The sequence below is a fragment of the Streptomyces sp. NPDC041108 genome, from assembly GCF_055592645.1.
In genome coordinates, this window is the sequence record NZ_JBVIYK010000041.1 from 1 (window position 1) to 17310 (window position 17310).

Here is a 17310-nt window from a genome sequence, read left to right on the forward strand (position 1 = left end):
CGATCGAACGCACCATGTCCTGGCTGGCCGGCTGCCGCCGTCTGCACCGCCGCTACGAACGCAAGGCCGAACACTTCCTGGCCTTCACCGCCATCACCTGCAGCCTCATCTGCTACCGCAGACTCACCAAATGAGACGACGTCTAAAGGATGTCCCGCAAAGGCTGGTTGGAGCCCGCGCCGGGAGCTGAGCGGGATACTCGCGAGACTCCGACGCGGGGCTGTGACAGCCTGCGGACATGCCAGAGCTGCGTGTTCATGCAGGCCGTCACTATGCCGTCCAGTTCCACTACGCCTTGCCGGACGACGCATGGTGTCTGGAGCTGAGCGAGGCCGTCCCGGCGCCGGCCACGTGGGCTGAGATCCCCAACGCGGAAACGCATTTGCCTGGAGTGGCCTTCCTGGTGGCGGTGATACCTGACGAGGATCCGGACCTGGAGCCGACCGTCCACATCCACAGCCACAGCCACGACGAGCACGTCATCCCCTACGAGATCATGCGCTGGTTCATGGAGCACGTGGCCGAACAGGTTGAACGCTGCCGCATCGCGTTCGAGCAGGGAGGACCTGAAGCAGTGGAATGATCAAGCAGTGCCTGGTGTGATCACGGCGTCGGAGCCTTCCTGGATAGCCCCGTTCACCGGGTTGAGCCCACGTCAGTTCGGCAAGCTAATGACCGCGTTGCGGACGCGAGGGTGCAGACCCGGTGCGCAAGGGCCGGCCGTGGAGTCTTCCGCTGGAGGACCGCGTGCTGCTGGTCGCCGCGTACTGGCGGACGAACCTGACCCTGCGCCAGCTGGCGCCGCTCTTCGGGTGTCCAAGTCCGCGGCCGACCGCATCATCGACCACATCGGACCCGCGCTCGCTCTCCAGCAGCGCAGGCGGTTCCGCAAGGACGCCATGCTGATCGTGGACGGCACCCTGGTCCCCACCCGCGACCACAGCATCGCCGAGCAGTCGAAGAACTACAACTGATCCGATTTGGCGAAGGCGACTCACTCGCGTCAGCTCGCGTCGACGAGGACATGCGGCGGCTCGCGGAGGAAGAGCAGCTTGCTGAAGCCGGGGACGATGACGGCTGGTAACACCCTGCGGCTTCTGCAGATCACCCCTGGACACACCTGAATACTGGCGAGCCGCGGCCCCACGTCCGTAGGCCATGTCCCGGCTCCCAAAGCGGGTGCCTCCGTGTTCACCGCACAGGAGTTACGAGCGAAGAGGATCCGGAGGAAGGGTTGCAAGCTGTGGGGACCTGACTCGCTGTAGGCCCACGGCCCCTGTGTCTCTCGGTGCGCCCTGTTTCCGCAGTTCAGCCCCGATTGTCAGACCCTCTCCGTAGCGTTGTTTGTCCTACTCGTGGCGGCTGCGGGGAGTACCAATGGACGACGACCTTCAGATCGACAGCGACGAAGACCTCTTCCGCAACCCCGTCTTCTACGAACCGGCCGGCCGCAACCTCGACTTGGACCGTCCCGACCTCGGCGTCCCGCTAGGCCAAGACCTCCTGAACGTGCTCCTGCGCATGCGCGGACGTGTTCCTGTCGAGAAGCGCGGGCTCATCTGCCCCGACTGCCGGGACCTCCGCGGCCGGCGCGTTCCCATGTACCTCGTCCAGCGTGACGACGTATGGCTTGCCTCCCACTACCGGAAGCCCGGGGAGAAGCCCATCAGCCATGAGTCCGACGAGCACCTCGCCCGTAAGGAGCGCGTCGCGAAGGACTCCGAAGATCACGGCTTTCACGCCGACATCGAGTCGCAGACCGCCGACGGGCACGCGCGCCTCGATGTACGGATCAACGGCGCCAACGGCATCGTCCTGGGCTACGAGCCTCAGCTGAGCGTCCAGACAGCCCGCGGAATGCGTGCTCGGGAGGGGTTCCGGCGCCGCGGCGGTATTCAGTCGGTCTGGGACTTCGCCGACCCCGACCACGCTGGCATCGGCACTGTCCCTTACGTCCGCACGCCCAACCTGCCGGCCTCCGTCATCCGCGTGCAGAAGAACCCCATCGCGGTCCAGGACGGCAACTTCGTCCTGGAGGAGGGCCAGTGCAGCCAAAACGGCACGCTCACCCGGTGCCCGGAGAAGCCCTACGACCCGGAGAACCCCACCGACGCCGGGTACTGCGGGGGCTGGCACCGCGTCCTCATGCCCGCCCATCAGTCGAGCGCCTTCACAGGGGAAGGCGGCCTGACCCTTACCCGGTTCATCGTGGAAGCTGCCGCCGGTGAGGGTCCCGTTCCAGCGGGGCGGCCACCACGGTTGGCTCCCCGCTCAGCAATGGCAGCAGTACCTCGAGGCGAACGGGCCCGCACTGGACGACAGGGAGCGCCAGCCATCCGTACGACAGGGGGACCGGCGCGACAGGTGCGCCGAGGACCGTCCGGCTTCAGAGGTGCGGGCTGAACCGAAGCAGAGACGTGGCAGCCGCGCGATCGTCCTTGAGTCCCGCCCCCGAGAAACCGAAACCGCCAGGGTTCCGGTCGACGCGTCGGGTCAAGCGATCCCGCTCTGCCGCTTCGGCTGCGGTCAGCCCGCAAGCCTTCAAGGACCCGAAGGGCTGCCCGAACACTTCTCGTGCCGCAGGAAGCATGAGGCGTGATCTATCGGCCACCGCTGACCGCCCTCGCTGCGTCACCTGATGCCAGAGCCCCCTGCCCGGTTCGGGTGGGGGGATGTCGTGTTTCCGCCTGACACGTCAGTCCCCGGCGCCACAGGACGACGCCTACCGGTCCTCGGTGCGGGGCTGAATACAAGGTCCGCGAGAGGAGCGGTGCGGGCGGCCACCCGGACAGGTGGCCGCCCGCGCGCTGTCATAAGCTGAGGTAGAAGCGCACGGCGCACCAGGTCGGCCACGTAGTGGACCAGCATCAGGCCCCGGCCGCCCAACTAGCCGCGCTCCGGCGGGCGGCCGCCGGGCAGCACACCGGCACGACATGCCGGTCCCGCCGAACGCACCACCGCCCGCCCGCGTTCGGCGCACCACAGCAGGTCTGGGAGGATGGCCGGCAGCCGTCCGTACCGGGTCCGGAACCTGCGGGCGGCGAGAGGCGGGCGGGTACGGGCAGCGGCCCGGCGGGCGGGAGAGCGGAGCGGTGCGGCACATGCCGGAGTACCCGGAGTACCTCGCCGCGGTCGTGTTCGCCGCGGGCGGCGTCATCAACGCCCTGCTGGCACCGCACCGGTTCTCCACCGCCGTCCTGTTCTGCCTCGCGGTGACCTCTGCCGGACTCGGCGTGGCCGGTCGCAGTGCGGCAACCCACCCGACCATCACCACCGTCCTCGCCGTCGCCGCCCTGCTCCTGGCACTCGCGCTGGGCCTACTGCTGCTGGCCGACGGCGTCCTCCTGACCCGGCGCCACGGACCGCAGGCAGCCCTGCTGGCGACCGCAGCCGCCGGCTGCGCGGTGCTGGCGGTACTCGGCCTCGACGCGGTCTTCCACGCGGTCGGCGGCGAGACGTTCGGCGCCCTCGTGGTCGCGGTGAACGCGGCCGCGGGATACCTCACTCTGCTCTTCATCGTCTTCGCCGGCTACGTGTTCGTCCGGGGCCGTAGCACCCCCCTGCCGGAAACCACCCATGTCGTCGTCCTGGGCGCCGGGCTCGACGGCGACCGGCCCGGCCCGCTGCTGACCCGCAGGCTCGAGCGCGCCCTCGCGATCGACGCCGCCCGCACACCGGGCACGCCTCGTGTAGTGTTCGTCGTCTCGGGCGGCCAAGGCGACGACGAGGTCCGCTCCGAGGCGGACGCGATGGCCGACTATCTGCGCGGACGCGGAGTGCCCGCCGACCGGATCGTGTGGGAAGACCGCTCCGTCAACACCGGGCAGAACCTCCGCTTCAGCGCGGCCCTCCTTGACGGCACCACTCCCGGCCACCGTGCCACGGTGGTCACCAGCGGCTTCCACGTCTACCGCACGACCCTTCTGGCCCGCCGCGTCGGCGTGCCCGTGCACGTCGTGGGCGCGCCGACCTCCCCCGCCTACTGGCTGGCCGCGACACTGCGCGAATTCGCCGCCATCCTGTGGCTGGACCGCCTCCCCTTGGTCGGACTCAGCCTGCTGCTGACAGTGCCGGTGGCGACGGCGGTCTTCGAGCACTGAAGAGCCGGCGCCCCGGTCAGGCGCCGGCCCAATGGTTCGCCGCCGTCGAGGTCCGTTCCCGCAGTCTTGCTCGCGTCAGGACGCCTCGGCGTGCGCGGCCATCGTCGACAGCCTCGATCAGCACCGCGTCGGTCACCCCCAGGTGCCGCTTCAACTCGCCGTCACCTGCCCGCTCCAGCACGCGACCGGCGAGCGGGCCACCCAGGAGTCTGACGATCACAGCGGCACCACCAGCCGGCGAGACCTTCCAGCCGCACCCTGATGGGGCTCGGCACCGGAAGGACAGCACCGGGGCGTCGGCGACTTCCGTCCCGGCCTCCGCCGCCGGGCTGACGGCGGCCAGGCGCGGCGGTCCCGGCCGACGGGCAACCGGCTGAGCGCGCCCCGATCCCCGGCCGCATCCGCACCACCCACTCCTGCCCTCCCTCTCCTCCAACTCCAGCAAGGTCATGGGCAAAAGCGGTCGCAACGGGGATGTCAGAGGCCCGACCATGCCCGTACGGCGGGGGGTGACCTGCACGAATGCGGCGACGTCGGGCAGGCTCGCGCAAGAGATGTCGCGAGAGTTGTTGCGAGGGTTGTTGCAAGGGATGTTACCGCGCGGCAGAGCGCAGGGCGGGACCCTACTCGGTCGGGTGAAGACGCCGGGATCGGAGAACTTCTGCGGGCGCCGGTGCGTAGTGCCGGGCATGAGGGAGATTACTGACGCGCATGTGGCAGAGCCGGGGCTGGCCGTGGTGGAGGTCGCGGCCGCTGATGACGAGACCGTTTTCGCCATCCAGGAGCTGCTCGCCGCGCAGTGCGCGATCGCTGCGGCGGACCGTACGACCCGGGAGCCCGGCGGGCCCGGTGTACGGCTGCACTGCTCCCTGGACCTGCGCCAGAAGCCCGGCTCGTAACGCTGCGTGCGGGCGGGTCGCGTCCCAGCTGACCAGCCGTGGTCGGGCCGGTGGTCGGGTGTGCCCGCGCCGCCCGGTTTGCGGACGGATGGGCCGGGTGGAAGGCATGGGGCTGTGACGTGGACGCTGCCGGAACCGATGCTCGCCGCCCCCGTGTCCGACCCGACTCTGCGGCCCGGGTGGGTGGCAGAGCCGAAGTGGGACGGATTCAGAGCTCTGTTGTCCGTCGACGCAGGCCGGGGAGGGCTGCGCTCGAGGCGAGGCACGGAGATGGCGGCATCGTTTCCGGAGATCGTGGCCGGGACCATGCAACTGCCTGACGCGACCGCGTTCGACGGCGTTATGTGACCTGTCGGCCTGTCTCAGCCCGTTGATGTCTCATGTCGGACTCGGGGCCTGCTCCGGGCGAAGGGCTCCGCAGAGGGCTGGTGCTCACGTACGTATTAACCCCTGGTGGTATTCGCATGGATGGTCCGTTGCGCTGCACTGGGCCGCCAAGGGTGCACGCCTCTCCCGATGCGGCTCATCGGTCGCGCTCCGGCTCAGTCGCTTGTGTATCTCCAGTGCGTCGTCGGACTGTATGAACCCTTGATCCGGTTGAGCCACGTGGTGTTGGAGTGTCGTTGCTGGCGGGGCGCATGCTGATCAAGCTTGCGGCGAGTAGGAGAGCGCCCCCGATGTAGAAGGGGGCGCGAAGCCCGAAGGAGTCGGCTTCAAGACCCGCGAGAACAGCGCCGAGCGTGATTCCGCCGCCGATGACCATCTGGTAGGCCATGCCGACGCGTCCCAGTAAGTGAGCAGGGACGAGTGCCTGGCGGAGGGACACTGCGGTCACATTCCATGTCAGGTTTGCCGCTCCGTACGCCGCGATGCACACGCCGGCGATGAGGCCCGAGGAGGCCGCGCCGGCAGCCACTGCGGTGCCTGCAGTGATCGCAGCAGTCAGCCGCAGAACTCGAGGGGGTCCGTAGCGGGCGCTCAGGCGAGGGGTCGCCATCGCCCCGGCTACGCCTCCGATAGCGAATGAGGCGACTAACAGGGCGAATCCGAGATTGGTCAGGCCCAGAGTCTGCCGGGCGTAGAGCACCAGAATGGCGATGAGACCCCCACCTACGAAGTTGGTGATCCCAGACGTCAGGCAGAGGCGACGGAGCAACGGCTGCTGCCAGAGCCAGCGCACCCCCTGAGTCGTGTCGTCGAGCAACCTCCTCCAAGGGTTTGGTGTGGTTTGCGGCCGTGGACGAAAGTCGCCGCTCAGCGTCAGGGCCAGTACGGCAGCAGCTGCGAACGACACTGCATCGGCGGCGAAGGGAAGCGTGGCGCAGACGCCGAAGAGCAACGCGCCCAGCGGGGTACCGAGGAGGGTGTCGGTGATGAGGGAACCGGACTGCAGACGGGCGTTGGCGCGCGTCAGTTCCGGGGAGGCAACCAGCGTCGGCACGATGCCTGACCAGGCTCCGTTGTAGAGGGTCTGTCCAAGCCCGAGAAGGAAACCGATGCCGGCCAGCAGAGGCACCGTCATCGCGTCGGCTGCTACCGCGACGGCGAGCGCCCCGACGATCACGGCTCGGACAGCGTCGACGACCCACAGGATGCGGCGACGGTCGAAGCGGTCCGCTATGGCGCCCGAGAGGAGGCCGAACAGCAACAGGGGCAGTTGTTCGGCCACATAGACGAAGGCGACCTGGCGAGGATCGGAGGTGAGCTGAGCCGCGAGCAGCGGCAAAGCGACGAAGCGCATCCCGTCGCCGAGGCTGGAGACGGTCACCGAGGCCCAGACGCGCTGGAAATCCGGCCCGAGCTTCGTGTGCTTGATGCCTCTGGATAAAAACATGAACTAGACTCTGGTTCAGGTTTTGGAGGAGTGTCAAGGAGCTCGATGGCCGAGATGCATGCGCCGCAGCAGCAACGCAGTCGAGAGAAGGTCGCCCGCATCCTTGAGGTGACATCTGCTCTGCTGGAGACGACTTCCTACGACGATCTGGGCACCAAGCTGATCGCGGCCGAGGCCGGAGTGTCGGTCGGCGTGCTGTACCGGTACTTCGCCGACAAAGAGGCGATCGTCGCCTCGCTGGTGCGCAGTTGGCTTCAGCTGGATGTGCAGATCGCCGAACGCGTCACAGCCGAGCCGCTCCCTGAACGCTCGCAGGACCTGTTGGAAAGGCTGATCACCGCATACGCCGACCGCTTCCGCAAAGAGCCCGGCTACCGTCGGATCTGGTACCACGGACCGCGCATCGCGTCACTGCGAGCCGACACCCAGCAGGCCGATCGGGAGATCGCTGACCGGGTTCACCGGGCCCTCGTCCGCGGCTATGCGATGCCGGACACTGGCGAATCACGCCGACGTGGTCGGCTCGCCGTCGAGGTCGCAAGCACGCTCCTCGACCTCGCCTTCCGCGACGATCCCATGGGGGACACGGAGATTCTTGCCGAGGCGGCACTCATGATGGATCGCTACCTCTTCGCCCCGCCAACCAGCTCGGATTGAGGCCAGCTACTGCAACGACGGTTCGTCACCGAAGCGACGTGAGCGAGCCACCGGCCTGGCCGAGGTGCTCGCGTAGGGCGGCACTTTCCGCTTCGAGTTCGGCGTTACGCAGGCTGAGAGCCTGGATGCGGTTGGCGTAGGCGGCAATGGTGGCGCGCATCTCCCGCTGCTCGGCCGCATGCTGGGAGCGCAAGGCACGATCGGCTCGCTTGAGACGGGTGATCTCGGCGGTCAGGGTGTCGTCCTGCGAGCGAGCCGTGTCCGGTGCCTGCAGAAGGCCGGTGAGGGTCTTGGCCAGAGGCGAGCGGTAGTAGGTGGCACGAGAAATGCCAGCCTCAATGCATAGGGCGGTGACGGTGAAAATGCCGTTGGTGCGCTCGGGGACTTCCGGACATGATCCGCTCGAAGGCATGCACGATTGCCTGATCGACGCCCGGACGTACAGGAACGCCGGCGTGTGCCAGGGCATGCCGCAGCCGCAGTGCGGAGGGGTCATTCATGCGTCGGGGCTTCCGGTGGGGTGCGGAGTTCTGCGATGGCGTGGTCGAGTTCGGCGATGTGGGTGGTCAGCGCGGCGGTCTGGAGGCGGGACAGCCCCGCCGGGGCGTCGAGCGGGCGCTGGGCCTGGGCGCGGGCGGTGGTCAGACGGGGCAGGTGGACGCTGGAGCGGCGGCCATTGGGACAGGTCAGGCACATGGTCAGCAGCGGCAGGGGCCAGCCCGTGTGCTGGGCCCGCTTCGCACACAGAGCGGTGGAGGGCTGATAGAAGCAGTCGTTCAGGACGCCTGGGTGAAGGGTCTTCGTCAGGTGTTGCAGCATGGTGCGCAGCCGAGCGGGACTGGCGATGATGCCCGGCAGGTCGCCCAGTTCCCGGCGGATCCGGTCGAACTCGGCGTTCACGCGGCCGGCGGCGCCGCCGCTGGTGCGGTGGCCGTCGTTCCAGTCGCGGTAGAGGTCCTCGACATAGTCCAGCTGGGCGATGGCACGCTCGGCGGCGACCTCGGCGGCGAAGCCGGAGGCCGAGGTGCCCGCATAGCCTTCGAAAAGGGCGAGTTCGGCATGCTGGTACTGCCGGGCCCCCGCGACAACGCCGAACGGCTGGTGCGCGATGTGCCAGGCCAGGGTGCGGCGGAACTGCCGGGTGCTCAGCCGCCACGGAACAGGTTCGTCTTCCCCTTCCTCACCCTGCGGTTTGTCGTGAGCGGACGTGTCGTTATCTGGCGCCGGTGCGGCCGTGTGAAGCGGCACGTAGGGGGTGTCCGGGGTGCTGAACAGTTCGTTGAGGTGGTCACGGAAGTCGTTCAGGCGCCTGTTGACCGACCCGAACAGGACAAGGCTGTTGCTGGTCATGCCCTTGTGGCCGAACAGGTGGGTCGGGTCGTCGTTGACGGCGGCGAGCAGCGCGACGGCCTGGTGGACAACATCGAGGACGACCCATTCGGCTTCCTCACCGGTGAGCTATCCGCGCCTCGGCCAAGCACGCGTGCCGACTACTGCGTCAGAGCGCCGCCTGCATGCTCATTGAGGTGGTCGATGATCAGGCTGGTGAGAATCTCGGGGGCCTCATCGGGGACCCAGTGACTGATGCCTTGCAGTTCGTGGAACGAGTAGGGGCCGCTCACCCATTTTTCTGTGGCATGAGCTGCGGTGGACCCGAGCGCGACGTCCTCGGTGCCCCAGACGTAGAGCGTGTGGTTTTGTTGACGGGTTTCGACACCACTTGTCGCTCAGGGGCGAGAACGCCTTGTTTCGTGGGAGGGCGATGTCTGTGAGTTCTGGCAACGCCCGGGGGCTTGTGGTGGGAGCATTGACGTGCTCTGCGGGATGAGGCTGCGATGGCGCCACCGAAGTCCAAGGTCGACTTGTACGCGGCGATCCGCCGTGATGCCCGGGCAGGGATGTCGTACCGGGCCTTGATGCGTGAGTACGGAGTCGGATTCCGCACGGTGAAGGCCGCGTTGGAGTCGGTCTGGCCGGAGCCGCGGAAGAAGCCGCGGCCGCGCGGCACCCGTCTGGATGCCTACAAGCCGTTGATCGACGAGATGCTCCGGGCGGATCTGGATGCGCCGCGCAAGCAGCGTCACACGGTCAAGCGGATCTTCGACCGGCTCCTGGACGAGCACGGGGCGGAGGCGGTGACCTATCCGATGGTGCGGGCTTATGTCGCCGACCGACGGCCCCAGATCGCTGTTGAGGCCGGCCGCGGGGTGGTGCACGCGTTCATTCCGCAGTCCCACCGGCCGGGGGCCGAGGCGGAGGTGGACTTCGGCGACGTGAAGGTACGCCTGGCTGGTGAGCAGGTCACCTGCTTCGTGTTCGCGATGCGCCTGTCGTATTCGGGCAAGGCCGTGCACCGCGTCTTCGCCTCCTGCGGCCAGGAGGCATTCCTTGAGGGCCACGTCCACGCTCTCAGCGTGCTGGGCGGAGTGCCGACCGGCAAGGTCCATTACGACAACCTCCGCTCCGCGGTCTCCCGGGTGCTGAGCTCGCGGTCCCGCGTGGAGAACGAGAGGTGGACCGCGTTCCGGTCGCACTTCGGCATCGATGCTGCGTATTGCCTGCCCGGGATCGAGGGCGCCCACGAGAAGGGCGGGGTGGAGGGGCAGATCGGCTGGTTCCGCCGCAATCACATGGTCCCTGTCCCCGAGGTCCGCTCCCTCGCCGAGCTCAACGCGATGATCGAGCGGTGGGATGAGGAGGATGAACGGCGCCGGATCGGCTCCCGGCCACGGCCGGTGAGCGAGTACTTCGCCGTCGAACGGCCGCTGCTGCAACGGTTACCGGACGAACCCTTCGAGACCGGGAGGCTGTTCAGCCTGCGGGTGGACCGCTTCAGTCAGATAAGCGTCCGCACCAACCGCTACTCGGTGCCGGTGCGGCTGATCGGGCGGACTGTTCGGGCCATGCTTCACGCCTCTGAGCTGGTGGTCTACGACGGTCAGCTGGAGGTCGCCCGTCACGAACGGCTGATCGCCAAGGGGCAGGCCCGGCTGGATCTGGACCACTACCTGGAAGCCCTGGTCCGCAAGCCCGGAGCGTTTCCCGGGGCCACCGCACTCGAACAGGCCCGTTCCGCAGGGAAGTTCACGCCCGTCCATGACGCGTGGTGGCAGGCAGCGAAGGCTGCCCACGGCGAGCGGGACGGCACCCGGGCCCTGATCGAGGTCCTGCTGATGGGCCGCCACGTATCCCACGAACACCTGGTCGCCGGGCTTGCCTCCGCACTCAGGGCCGGCGCCCTGACCGCGGACGCCGTCGCCCTGGAGGCACGGAAGGCGGCCGAAGCCGACGAGGTCGCGGATCTTGTCCCGGCCAAGCCGGACCGGACGAACGTGACCTCGCTGACCGAACGGCGGCTGGCCCAGCTGCCGCCCGACACCCGGCCGCCGCCCTCGGTCGCGGCCTACGACCAGCTGCTGCGAGCACGGCAGCCGGCCGATCGCCCCGCCATCCAGGGAGAGATGCCGTGACCCTCAAACGCCACCGCGGGCTGACCGAACAGGCCGCCGACGCCGCCGTCGACCAGGCATGCCGCATGCTCCGGCTGCCAACCATTCGGGCCCAGTTCCCCGACCTGGCCGAAGCCGCCGCCCGCGACCAGATGTCCTATCGCGGCTTCCTCGCTGAACTTCTGATGGCCGAGTGTGACGACCGGGCCCGGCGACGCTCCGAACGACGCATCAAGGCGGCGCAGTTCCCGCGGGAGAAGTCGCTGCGGACCTTTGACTTCGAGGCCAACGGGAACATCGACGCCGCGGTCATCCACACCCTGGCGACCTGCGAATGGGTCAAGAAGGGCCTGCCACTCTGTCTCATCGGCGACTCCGGCACGGGCAAGTCCCACCTGCTGATCGCGCTCGGCACCGAGGCCGCCATGGCCGGCTTCCGGGTCCGCTACACACTCGCCACCAAACTGGTCAACGAGCTGGTCGAGGCCGCGGACGAAAAGGTCCTCACCAAAACCATCGCCCGCTACGGACGCGTCGATCTCCTATGCATAGACGAACTCGGCTACATGGAGCTAGACCGCAGGGGCGCTGAGCTGCTGTTCCAGGTGCTCACCGAACGCGAGGAGAAGAACAGCGTCGCCATCGCCTCCAACGAATCGTTCGGCAAAGCGCACATGTTCCGGCGAACCCGTGCGAGGTGCTGCCTGAACAGCACGGGTTCGAAACGAATAGGCAGGCCGCCGGGCTGGACGTACTCTGCGGGCTGTGACAGTGAGATATGTGCTGGAGGGCAGTCAGGTCAGGTCGCTGGAGGACTTCTGGCGAGTCGCCGGCGAGAGCATCGGCTGCGGCGGTTACTTCGGCCGGAACCTCGATGCATTCGCTGACTGCCTCCGCGGCGGCTTCGGGACACCGGACGATGGCGACTTCTTGATCGAGTGGCGTGATCACGAAGCCTCCCGCCAGTATCTCGGGCACCCAGAGACTGCTCGGCAGCTCGAGATGTGGCTCGCTCGCTGTCATCCGACGAACAAGGAACGCATGGCCGCCCGGCTGGCGGAAGCCCGCGCCGGCCGTGGCCCGACCGCCTTCGACTGGCTGGTTGAGATCATTGAAGAGGAGCTTCCGGGCGGCCTGCGCCTTTCCTAGCCAGGCCGACTGGTCATGGAGCCGGCAGACGGCCCTCGTCGACGTGGTCGGCGAGATAGATCAGGGTGGCCTGCGGGTCCATTCCGAACGCGGCGGCGACGAGCTTGGGGTCCATCGTGTTCACCATGTCGACAAGGCGGGTGCTGCGGATCATCCGGGGCGGGAAGCCGCAGCCGTCGAGGACGTGGGAGAGGTAGGCGGTGGAGGCCGGGCTCCGTCCGGCCTTTGTCCCTTTGGTGACCACAACGTGGGGGTTGTCGGTCCGCCATGCCGCGCGATGGTCCAGGCAGCGTTGAAGCACTCTCCATGAGGCTGGATCGAGCGGGACGGGATGAGGTCGCTTGCCGAGCCTGACCGTTTGCGCCTGCTGGTCCACGTCGTTGACCTGCAACATCCGGGCCTCCGAGCTGGAGGCGCCATGCAGCAGAGCGAGCATCCCCACCACTGCCTCGTGGGGATGGACCTCCTCGCTGGTCGTCCAGCGGCGGAAGAGACAGCGCTGCTGGTCGAGGGAGAGGGTACTGCCGCGGAAGCCCTTTGAGCTCTTGGAGGTCATGTTCCGGGTCGGATCGATCAGCACGATGTGCTGGGCCCGGGCGAAGCGGAAGAACTGGCCCAGCACGACGAGCCGGCGCTTGCGTGCTTTGGGCAAGGTTGCCAGGAAGGCTTCGATGTCGTGAACGTCGACGAGGGCCCAGTCGTTCTTGTTCCGCTGGGTGATCAGGTAGAGGGCCAGATCACGGAGGATGGTCAGGGCGGTTTCCAGAGTGTGGTTGCTGCGGGGGCGGGTGCCGGCCCGCCGGGCCCGCTGCTGGGCCCGCATCTGGAAGGTGTCGAAGGCGACAACGGCCTGCTGCAGCGGTTCGGGGACCGCGTCGATGCGGCGTCTGCGGCGGCCGACCGCGAGTCGTTCGGCCTGGTCAGTGGGCAGGGCCAGGCCACGGAGGGTGAAGAAGTCCTCGAGTGCACGGGCGAAGGAGCCCATCGACCGCCCTGGCCTGCGGGACCGCTCCAGCAGGGCCTGGGGCGAGTTGGAGTGCTCGTCTTCCAGGAGTCGGCCCAAGTCGGTGACGAAGCCGCAGGCCCTGGAGACGCAGTGGGTTCCCGCAACATGGGCGATGAAGGCATCGAGCCACTCGGGCGGGTTGGAGAGTTGGTCTCGGAGGTGTTCACCGCGGATGAAGGGGCGGCCGGGATGCTTCTGCCAGCATGCTGAGCAGAGCCCGAGTCCGGCATGTCGCCGCACCTGGCCGCACTCGCGACAGGTCCGCGGTGGCTGTTTGTCCTGGCGGGGCCGGGAACAGTGACCGCACCAGCCGCTGTCTTCGCGCAGGTAGCCGGGCCTGCCGCAGCGGGGACACACCTGCTGGGCCGCGGTCTGCTCGGCTTTGCGGCGGCAGTCCCGGCACAGTCGGGTGTGGGCCGCGCGGACTGGATGGCCGCATTCTTCGCAGACGCGGGAGCACGTGATGCACCGGCCGGTGTCCTGCTGCAGAACGCGGTCCTTGCCGCACGCCGGACATGTCGCCTTGGCCGCCTGTTCCTTGATCCGGCGCCGACACCGGCAACAGTGCAAGCGGTCGAGGTATCCGACGGGAGCCCCGCAGGTGACGCAGTCTCGTTGCCTTTTGCCCATCGCTCTCTCCGCTGGTCACAGGGGTGGCATGGACCGGCCCGTGGCTGAGGAGGCTGGCGGAAGGTCGGCGACCGGCCGGGGTGGTGCGATGGGTCGCTCGACGGGGGTGGTGTCGACCTCGAGCAGGTCGTTGGGGGTGCACTCCAGCGCGGTGCACAACGCGGCCAGGGTGGTCATCTTCATCTGCGAGGGCTCCTTGGTGAACAGTGCGGAGACCGACGCCGAGGACAGCTCCAGGCCGGCCTTTTCGGCCAGGAGACGCCGCAGTTCCGTTCCGGTCCACACCTCGCGCTGGGCTGCGGCCATCCGCAGCCGCCATCGGATCTTCATGCCGTAGTGTCCTTCCCCGTCAGCTCGGCCAGCGTGCTGGCGACCGCCCGCTGATAGGCGTCCTCGATGAAGGTCGCGGAGGGCCGGACATATCGCATGGTCGAGCTCACCGTCCAGTGACCGAGCATTTGCTGGATCGCCACCAGGTCGACGCCGCGTTCGTAGTTGTGGGTCGCGCAGGCCCGCCGCAGCGCATGCGGGCTGAACCGCTCGTCCGCCGGCCGTCCTTCCAGTTGCATGAGATACCGCAGCCGGTTGCGGATCGTTCCGCGGTGCAGGGGGCCGCCGGACTCGTCGGCGAACAGCACCGGCGAGTTGGGGAACTTGGGCCGTACGTCTTCCAGGAACCACCGCAGAACGAGGTCGAGGCCGTCAAGCATGGGCACCCAGCGAGGGCGGGGTCCGGAGGTGTGGGCGCCTTTGCCGAAGCGGACGTGGAGCTTGCCGAATGGGCCGCGAGTGAAGTGCGCGTCCGGCTTTTCCAGCAGCGAGGCTTCTTCCGATCGGAGCCCGGCGTGATACAGCGTCCGGAACATCGCATAGTCGCGGGCTGCGGGTCCGTACTTCCGTGCGGTGGCGATCCTCTGCTTCATGAAGTCGAAGAACTCGGCCACCCTTTCGGGTGTCGGCGGCGGAAGGAGAGCCGGGGAGTCGTCGCCGACATGCCGAGAAGCGTTGAACTCGTCGACCGGGCAGACCAGCCGGACACCGAACGCGGCCTCGATCTCGGCTGCCTTGCGGGCTTGCAGGAACCGGTGGAAGCCCTTGAAGATCTGCACGTACTCGCGCCGGGTCGAGGTCTTGCGGCCCTGGACCGCGAGGTCACCGACGACGCGGTCGATGTCCTCGGGCGTCACGTCCCACGCGGGCCGGCCGAGCGCCGTGAGGGTCCGCTCCAGCAGACCGATGTCGTTGTCGATGGTCACAGGGCTGAACCCGCGGGCCCTCCACGAGGCGACGAACGCGTCGACACACGCCGCCTGGAACTGCCACGGATCCGTCGTCAGCGGGATCTGGGGGACGGCCCCGCCCGCGATGACCTGCAGTCTCGCCTCGGCCACCGGCACACCTTCCTCGCACCTGAACGGTCAAGGCAGCACCTTGAAAACCAGGCTGCTACCGCGAGAACCAACGAGGACCACGGGAGGGGGAAACGGCCAGGTGGCAGCAGCAACTCTTGTGAGGGAACAAGTGCCAGCCCCAGATGGGTGGACCAGGACGTTCACCGACCCGCGGCTCTGCGCGGCCATCGTCGACCGCCTCACCTTCGGCGGGAACATCATCGAGACCGGCACGGAGTCCTACCGGCTCGCCAGCACCAGGGCGGCCCGAGCGCAGGACGCCGCAGGCTGACCTCATCATTGTCACGCTGATCCGTGCGCTGCTTGGCACCACGATCGGTTCAGCAGTGCGCGACGACTTCCAAAGTGATCTTGAGATGCCGGCCCGTCATGCCCTTGGCCTTGGTGATGCCGAAGGAGTACCGGTCGATCGTGGTAGTGCCGCTCGCCGTTATCCGCTTGTCCTCGTGGGCAATCGTGCCGAGTGTGACGGCGATCGGCTGAGTCACCCCACATACGGTCAACTCGCCGTACAGAGTGGCATCAGCGTCGGATCGTTCCAGACGCTGGCTCCGGAAGCCGATCTCGGGATGCCGAGCCACGTCGAGGTAGTCAGAGGACCTGACGTGGTCGTCACGCTGCTGATTGCCCGACTCGAAGCTTCCTGCCTCTATTACGACGTGCACCAACGACTCGTCTGCCGGGTCCGCCACAGTAATGCGGCCATGACCGATGGCGAAGGTACCTTGGACTGGGAGCAGCCCGAACATGGCGCGTGTGTCGAAGCGGACCGTTGATGCCGCCTGATCGATCTCGTATGCACCTGCTGCTGGTAAGAGCTGGTTCCCTGATGCTGCCATGAGCTCGTAGCCTCCGTGTGAAGATCAACCCGTGATGGGTCAGCCTCTCGCAGCGGCAGCGGGTATGCCAGCCCCCACGTGCCAGCATGGCTGACAAAGGGCTGTCCCGTAACTGCTGGTCGTCACTGGGGAGCGACGCGCAGGTCCCGGATGTACCAGTCGAACCGTGTGCCGTCCTTGCCGTGCGGCTGCTTGCCGGGGGTGAATCCTGCCCGCCGGGCGACTGCGGCGGATGCGGGATTCTCCGGCTCCACCTGGATCACCGCCTCCTCCCCGCCCTCACTGGCCGCGTACTGGGACGCCAAGAAGACCGCGCGGGTAGCCAGGCCACGCCCCCTCCATGACGGATAGAGGCCGTAGGCGACATTTACTTGGCCGGGAGCCAAGCCCTCTCCAGCGAACCGCAAGTCGATCGTCCCCGCGAGCGCCTCGTCGGTGCCTACCCGGATGCCGAAAGCGCGGAGCGGCCCGGCCGTGTCCCACTGTTCCCAACAGTGCCGGAAGTACGCTTCAACGCCCTCGCGCGTGCCGGGACCGCCGTTGAGCCAGCGAACCAGCAGCTCATCCTCCCCCGTGAGATGCGCCTCCACATCGTCCAGGCGCAGCGGCGACAGAGTGATGATCCCGTCGGACAGTTTCACTTCATGCATCCGCCGATTCTTGACGCCGAAGTTGCGTCGCACCATCGGATTCCGTGGGACGTCGCCCTGAGGCTCCACCACAGAGGATGATCTTGGTGTGGCTGGTGTGATCACGGCGTCGGAGTCGTCTTGGATAGCCCCGTTCACCGGGCTGAGCCCGCGATGTTTCGGGAAGCTGGTGACCGTGCTGCGGCGCGCTGGCGCGGATGCGGTTCGCAAGGGCCGGCCGTGGAGCCTTCCGCTTGAGGACCGGGCACTGCTTGTCGCGGCGTACTGGCGCACGAATTTGACGATGCGCCAGCTCGCCCCGCTGTTCGGGGTGTCCAAGTCGGCCGCGGACCGCATCATCGACCACCTCGGGCCGATGCTCGCGCTCCAGCCCCGCAAACGGTTCGCCAAAGACACCGTGCTCATCGTGGACGGCACCCTGGTCCCGACCCGGGACCACGCTGTGGCCGCACAGTCGAAGAACTATCGGTACTCCACCAACCACCAGGTCGTCGTCGACGCCGACACCCGCCTGGTCGTCGTGGTGGGCCGGCCGCTTGCTGGCAACCGCAACGACTGCAAGGCATGGGAGGAATCCGGCGCCAAAGCCGGAGCAATGCTCGGAACCTGTGGATCGGTGCCGGGAGGAACGCGGAGGGCGTACCTTCCCGATGATCCCTTGAAGGTCTCCGAGTAGGCCCGCGTT

At 67.7% G+C, this 17310-nt stretch carries 16 protein-coding genes and 5 pseudogenes; 13 read left to right on the forward strand and 8 right to left on the reverse strand.

Annotated features, from left to right (window positions below):
• The 7 genes and pseudogenes from ACZ6BB_RS41760 to ACZ6BB_RS41790 form a co-directional block, all read left to right on the forward strand.
• Window positions 1-134: pseudogene (locus ACZ6BB_RS41760) on the forward strand (IS5/IS1182 family transposase); the annotation flags it as partial.
• Between the two features lie 104 nt (window positions 135-238).
• Window positions 239-583, forward strand: a complete 345-nt coding sequence (locus tag ACZ6BB_RS41765; RefSeq protein WP_471620311.1) for a hypothetical protein — start codon at window positions 239-241, stop codon at window positions 581-583.
• Between the two features lie 7 nt (window positions 584-590).
• Window positions 591-968, forward strand: a pseudogene (locus ACZ6BB_RS41770) (transposase family protein); the annotation flags it as partial.
• A gap of 409 nt (window positions 969-1377) precedes the next feature.
• On the forward strand, window positions 1378-2403 hold the full coding sequence (locus tag ACZ6BB_RS41775; protein WP_471620312.1) for a hypothetical protein: 1026 nt from the start codon (window positions 1378-1380) through the stop codon (window positions 2401-2403).
• Between the two features lie 698 nt (window positions 2404-3101).
• Window positions 3102-4100 (forward strand): YdcF family protein, encoded by a 999-nt coding sequence (locus tag ACZ6BB_RS41780; RefSeq protein WP_471620313.1) that lies wholly within the window; start codon window positions 3102-3104, stop codon window positions 4098-4100.
• 689 nt (window positions 4101-4789) lie between these two features.
• Window positions 4790-4999, forward strand: coding sequence for a DUF6207 family protein (locus ACZ6BB_RS41785; RefSeq protein WP_471620314.1), 210 nt, complete (start codon window positions 4790-4792; stop codon window positions 4997-4999).
• Between the two features lie 138 nt (window positions 5000-5137).
• Complete coding sequence (locus tag ACZ6BB_RS41790) at window positions 5138-5347, forward strand: ATP-dependent DNA ligase (protein WP_471620326.1); 210 nt, start codon at window positions 5138-5140, stop codon at window positions 5345-5347.
• A 175-nt stretch (window positions 5348-5522) separates the two neighbouring features.
• Here ACZ6BB_RS41790 and ACZ6BB_RS41795 read toward each other — a convergent pair whose 3' ends face one another.
• A complete protein-coding gene (locus ACZ6BB_RS41795; RefSeq protein ID WP_471620315.1) occupies window positions 5523-6833 on the reverse strand; it encodes an MFS transporter in 1311 nt (436 codons plus the stop codon).
• A gap of 45 nt (window positions 6834-6878) precedes the next feature.
• Between ACZ6BB_RS41795 and ACZ6BB_RS41800 the strand changes: the two genes are divergently transcribed.
• Entirely contained in the window at window positions 6879-7490 is a 612-nt protein-coding gene (locus ACZ6BB_RS41800; protein WP_471620316.1) for a TetR/AcrR family transcriptional regulator, read from the forward strand.
• 25 nt (window positions 7491-7515) lie between these two features.
• Here ACZ6BB_RS41800 and ACZ6BB_RS41805 read toward each other — a convergent pair whose 3' ends face one another.
• On the reverse strand, window positions 7516-7959 hold the full coding sequence (locus tag ACZ6BB_RS41805; protein ID WP_471620317.1) for a hypothetical protein: 444 nt from the start codon (window positions 7957-7959) through the stop codon (window positions 7516-7518).
• Window positions 7960-7982: 23 nt separating this feature from the next.
• The gene (locus ACZ6BB_RS41810; RefSeq protein ID WP_471620318.1) at window positions 7983-8840 is read right to left on the reverse strand and encodes a hypothetical protein; all 858 of its coding nucleotides are present in this window, start codon (window positions 8838-8840) and stop codon (window positions 7983-7985) included.
• 485 nt (window positions 8841-9325) lie between these two features.
• On the opposite strand from ACZ6BB_RS41810, the gene istA reads away from it, so the two are divergent.
• The 3 genes and pseudogenes from istA to ACZ6BB_RS41825 all read left to right on the forward strand — a co-directional run bounded on the left by istA (window position 9326) and on the right by ACZ6BB_RS41825 (window position 12088).
• Window positions 9326-10960, forward strand: coding sequence for an IS21 family transposase (gene istA / locus ACZ6BB_RS41815; protein ID WP_471620319.1), 1635 nt, complete (start codon window positions 9326-9328; stop codon window positions 10958-10960).
• Window positions 10957-11604, forward strand: a pseudogene (gene istB, locus ACZ6BB_RS41820) (IS21-like element helper ATPase IstB); the annotation flags it as partial. The gene istA and the pseudogene istB, both read left to right, overlap by 4 nt.
• 100 nt (window positions 11605-11704) lie before the next feature.
• The gene (locus ACZ6BB_RS41825; RefSeq protein WP_471620320.1) at window positions 11705-12088 is read left to right on the forward strand and encodes a barstar family protein; all 384 of its coding nucleotides are present in this window, start codon (window positions 11705-11707) and stop codon (window positions 12086-12088) included.
• Between the two features lie 13 nt (window positions 12089-12101).
• Here the strand turns inward: ACZ6BB_RS41825 and ACZ6BB_RS41830 are convergent, their stop codons facing one another.
• The 3 genes from ACZ6BB_RS41830 to ACZ6BB_RS41840 all read right to left on the reverse strand — a co-directional run bounded on the left by ACZ6BB_RS41830 (window position 12102) and on the right by ACZ6BB_RS41840 (window position 15115).
• A complete protein-coding gene (locus ACZ6BB_RS41830; protein WP_471620321.1) occupies window positions 12102-13073 on the reverse strand; it encodes a tyrosine-type recombinase/integrase in 972 nt (323 codons plus the stop codon).
• Window positions 13074-13739: 666 nt separating this feature from the next.
• Complete coding sequence (locus ACZ6BB_RS41835) at window positions 13740-14054, reverse strand: helix-turn-helix domain-containing protein (RefSeq protein WP_471620322.1); 315 nt, start codon at window positions 14052-14054, stop codon at window positions 13740-13742.
• Window positions 14051-15115 carry a tyrosine-type recombinase/integrase gene (locus tag ACZ6BB_RS41840; RefSeq protein WP_471620323.1) on the reverse strand — a complete coding sequence of 355 codons (1065 nt, stop codon included), beginning with the start codon at window positions 15113-15115 and terminating at the stop codon, window positions 14051-14053. Before ACZ6BB_RS41840 ends, ACZ6BB_RS41835 begins: the two co-directional genes overlap by 4 nt.
• A 145-nt stretch (window positions 15116-15260) precedes the next feature.
• Here ACZ6BB_RS41840 and ACZ6BB_RS41845 point away from each other — a divergent pair.
• Window positions 15261-15407, forward strand: a pseudogene (locus ACZ6BB_RS41845) (ATP-binding protein); the annotation flags it as partial.
• A gap of 49 nt (window positions 15408-15456) precedes the next feature.
• Here the strand turns inward: ACZ6BB_RS41845 and ACZ6BB_RS41850 are convergent.
• Together ACZ6BB_RS41850 and ACZ6BB_RS41855 are read right to left on the reverse strand one after the other, a co-directional pair.
• Window positions 15457-15975 carry a YceI family protein gene (locus ACZ6BB_RS41850; protein ID WP_471620324.1) on the reverse strand — a complete coding sequence of 173 codons (519 nt, stop codon included), beginning with the start codon at window positions 15973-15975 and terminating at the stop codon, window positions 15457-15459.
• 122 nt (window positions 15976-16097) lie between these two features.
• On the reverse strand, window positions 16098-16661 hold the full coding sequence (locus ACZ6BB_RS41855; protein WP_471620325.1) for a GNAT family N-acetyltransferase: 564 nt from the start codon (window positions 16659-16661) through the stop codon (window positions 16098-16100).
• A gap of 52 nt (window positions 16662-16713) precedes the next feature.
• Here ACZ6BB_RS41855 and ACZ6BB_RS41860 point away from each other — a divergent pair.
• Window positions 16714-17214: pseudogene (locus ACZ6BB_RS41860) on the forward strand (transposase family protein); the annotation flags it as partial.
• Window positions 17215-17310 lie beyond the last annotated feature (96 nt).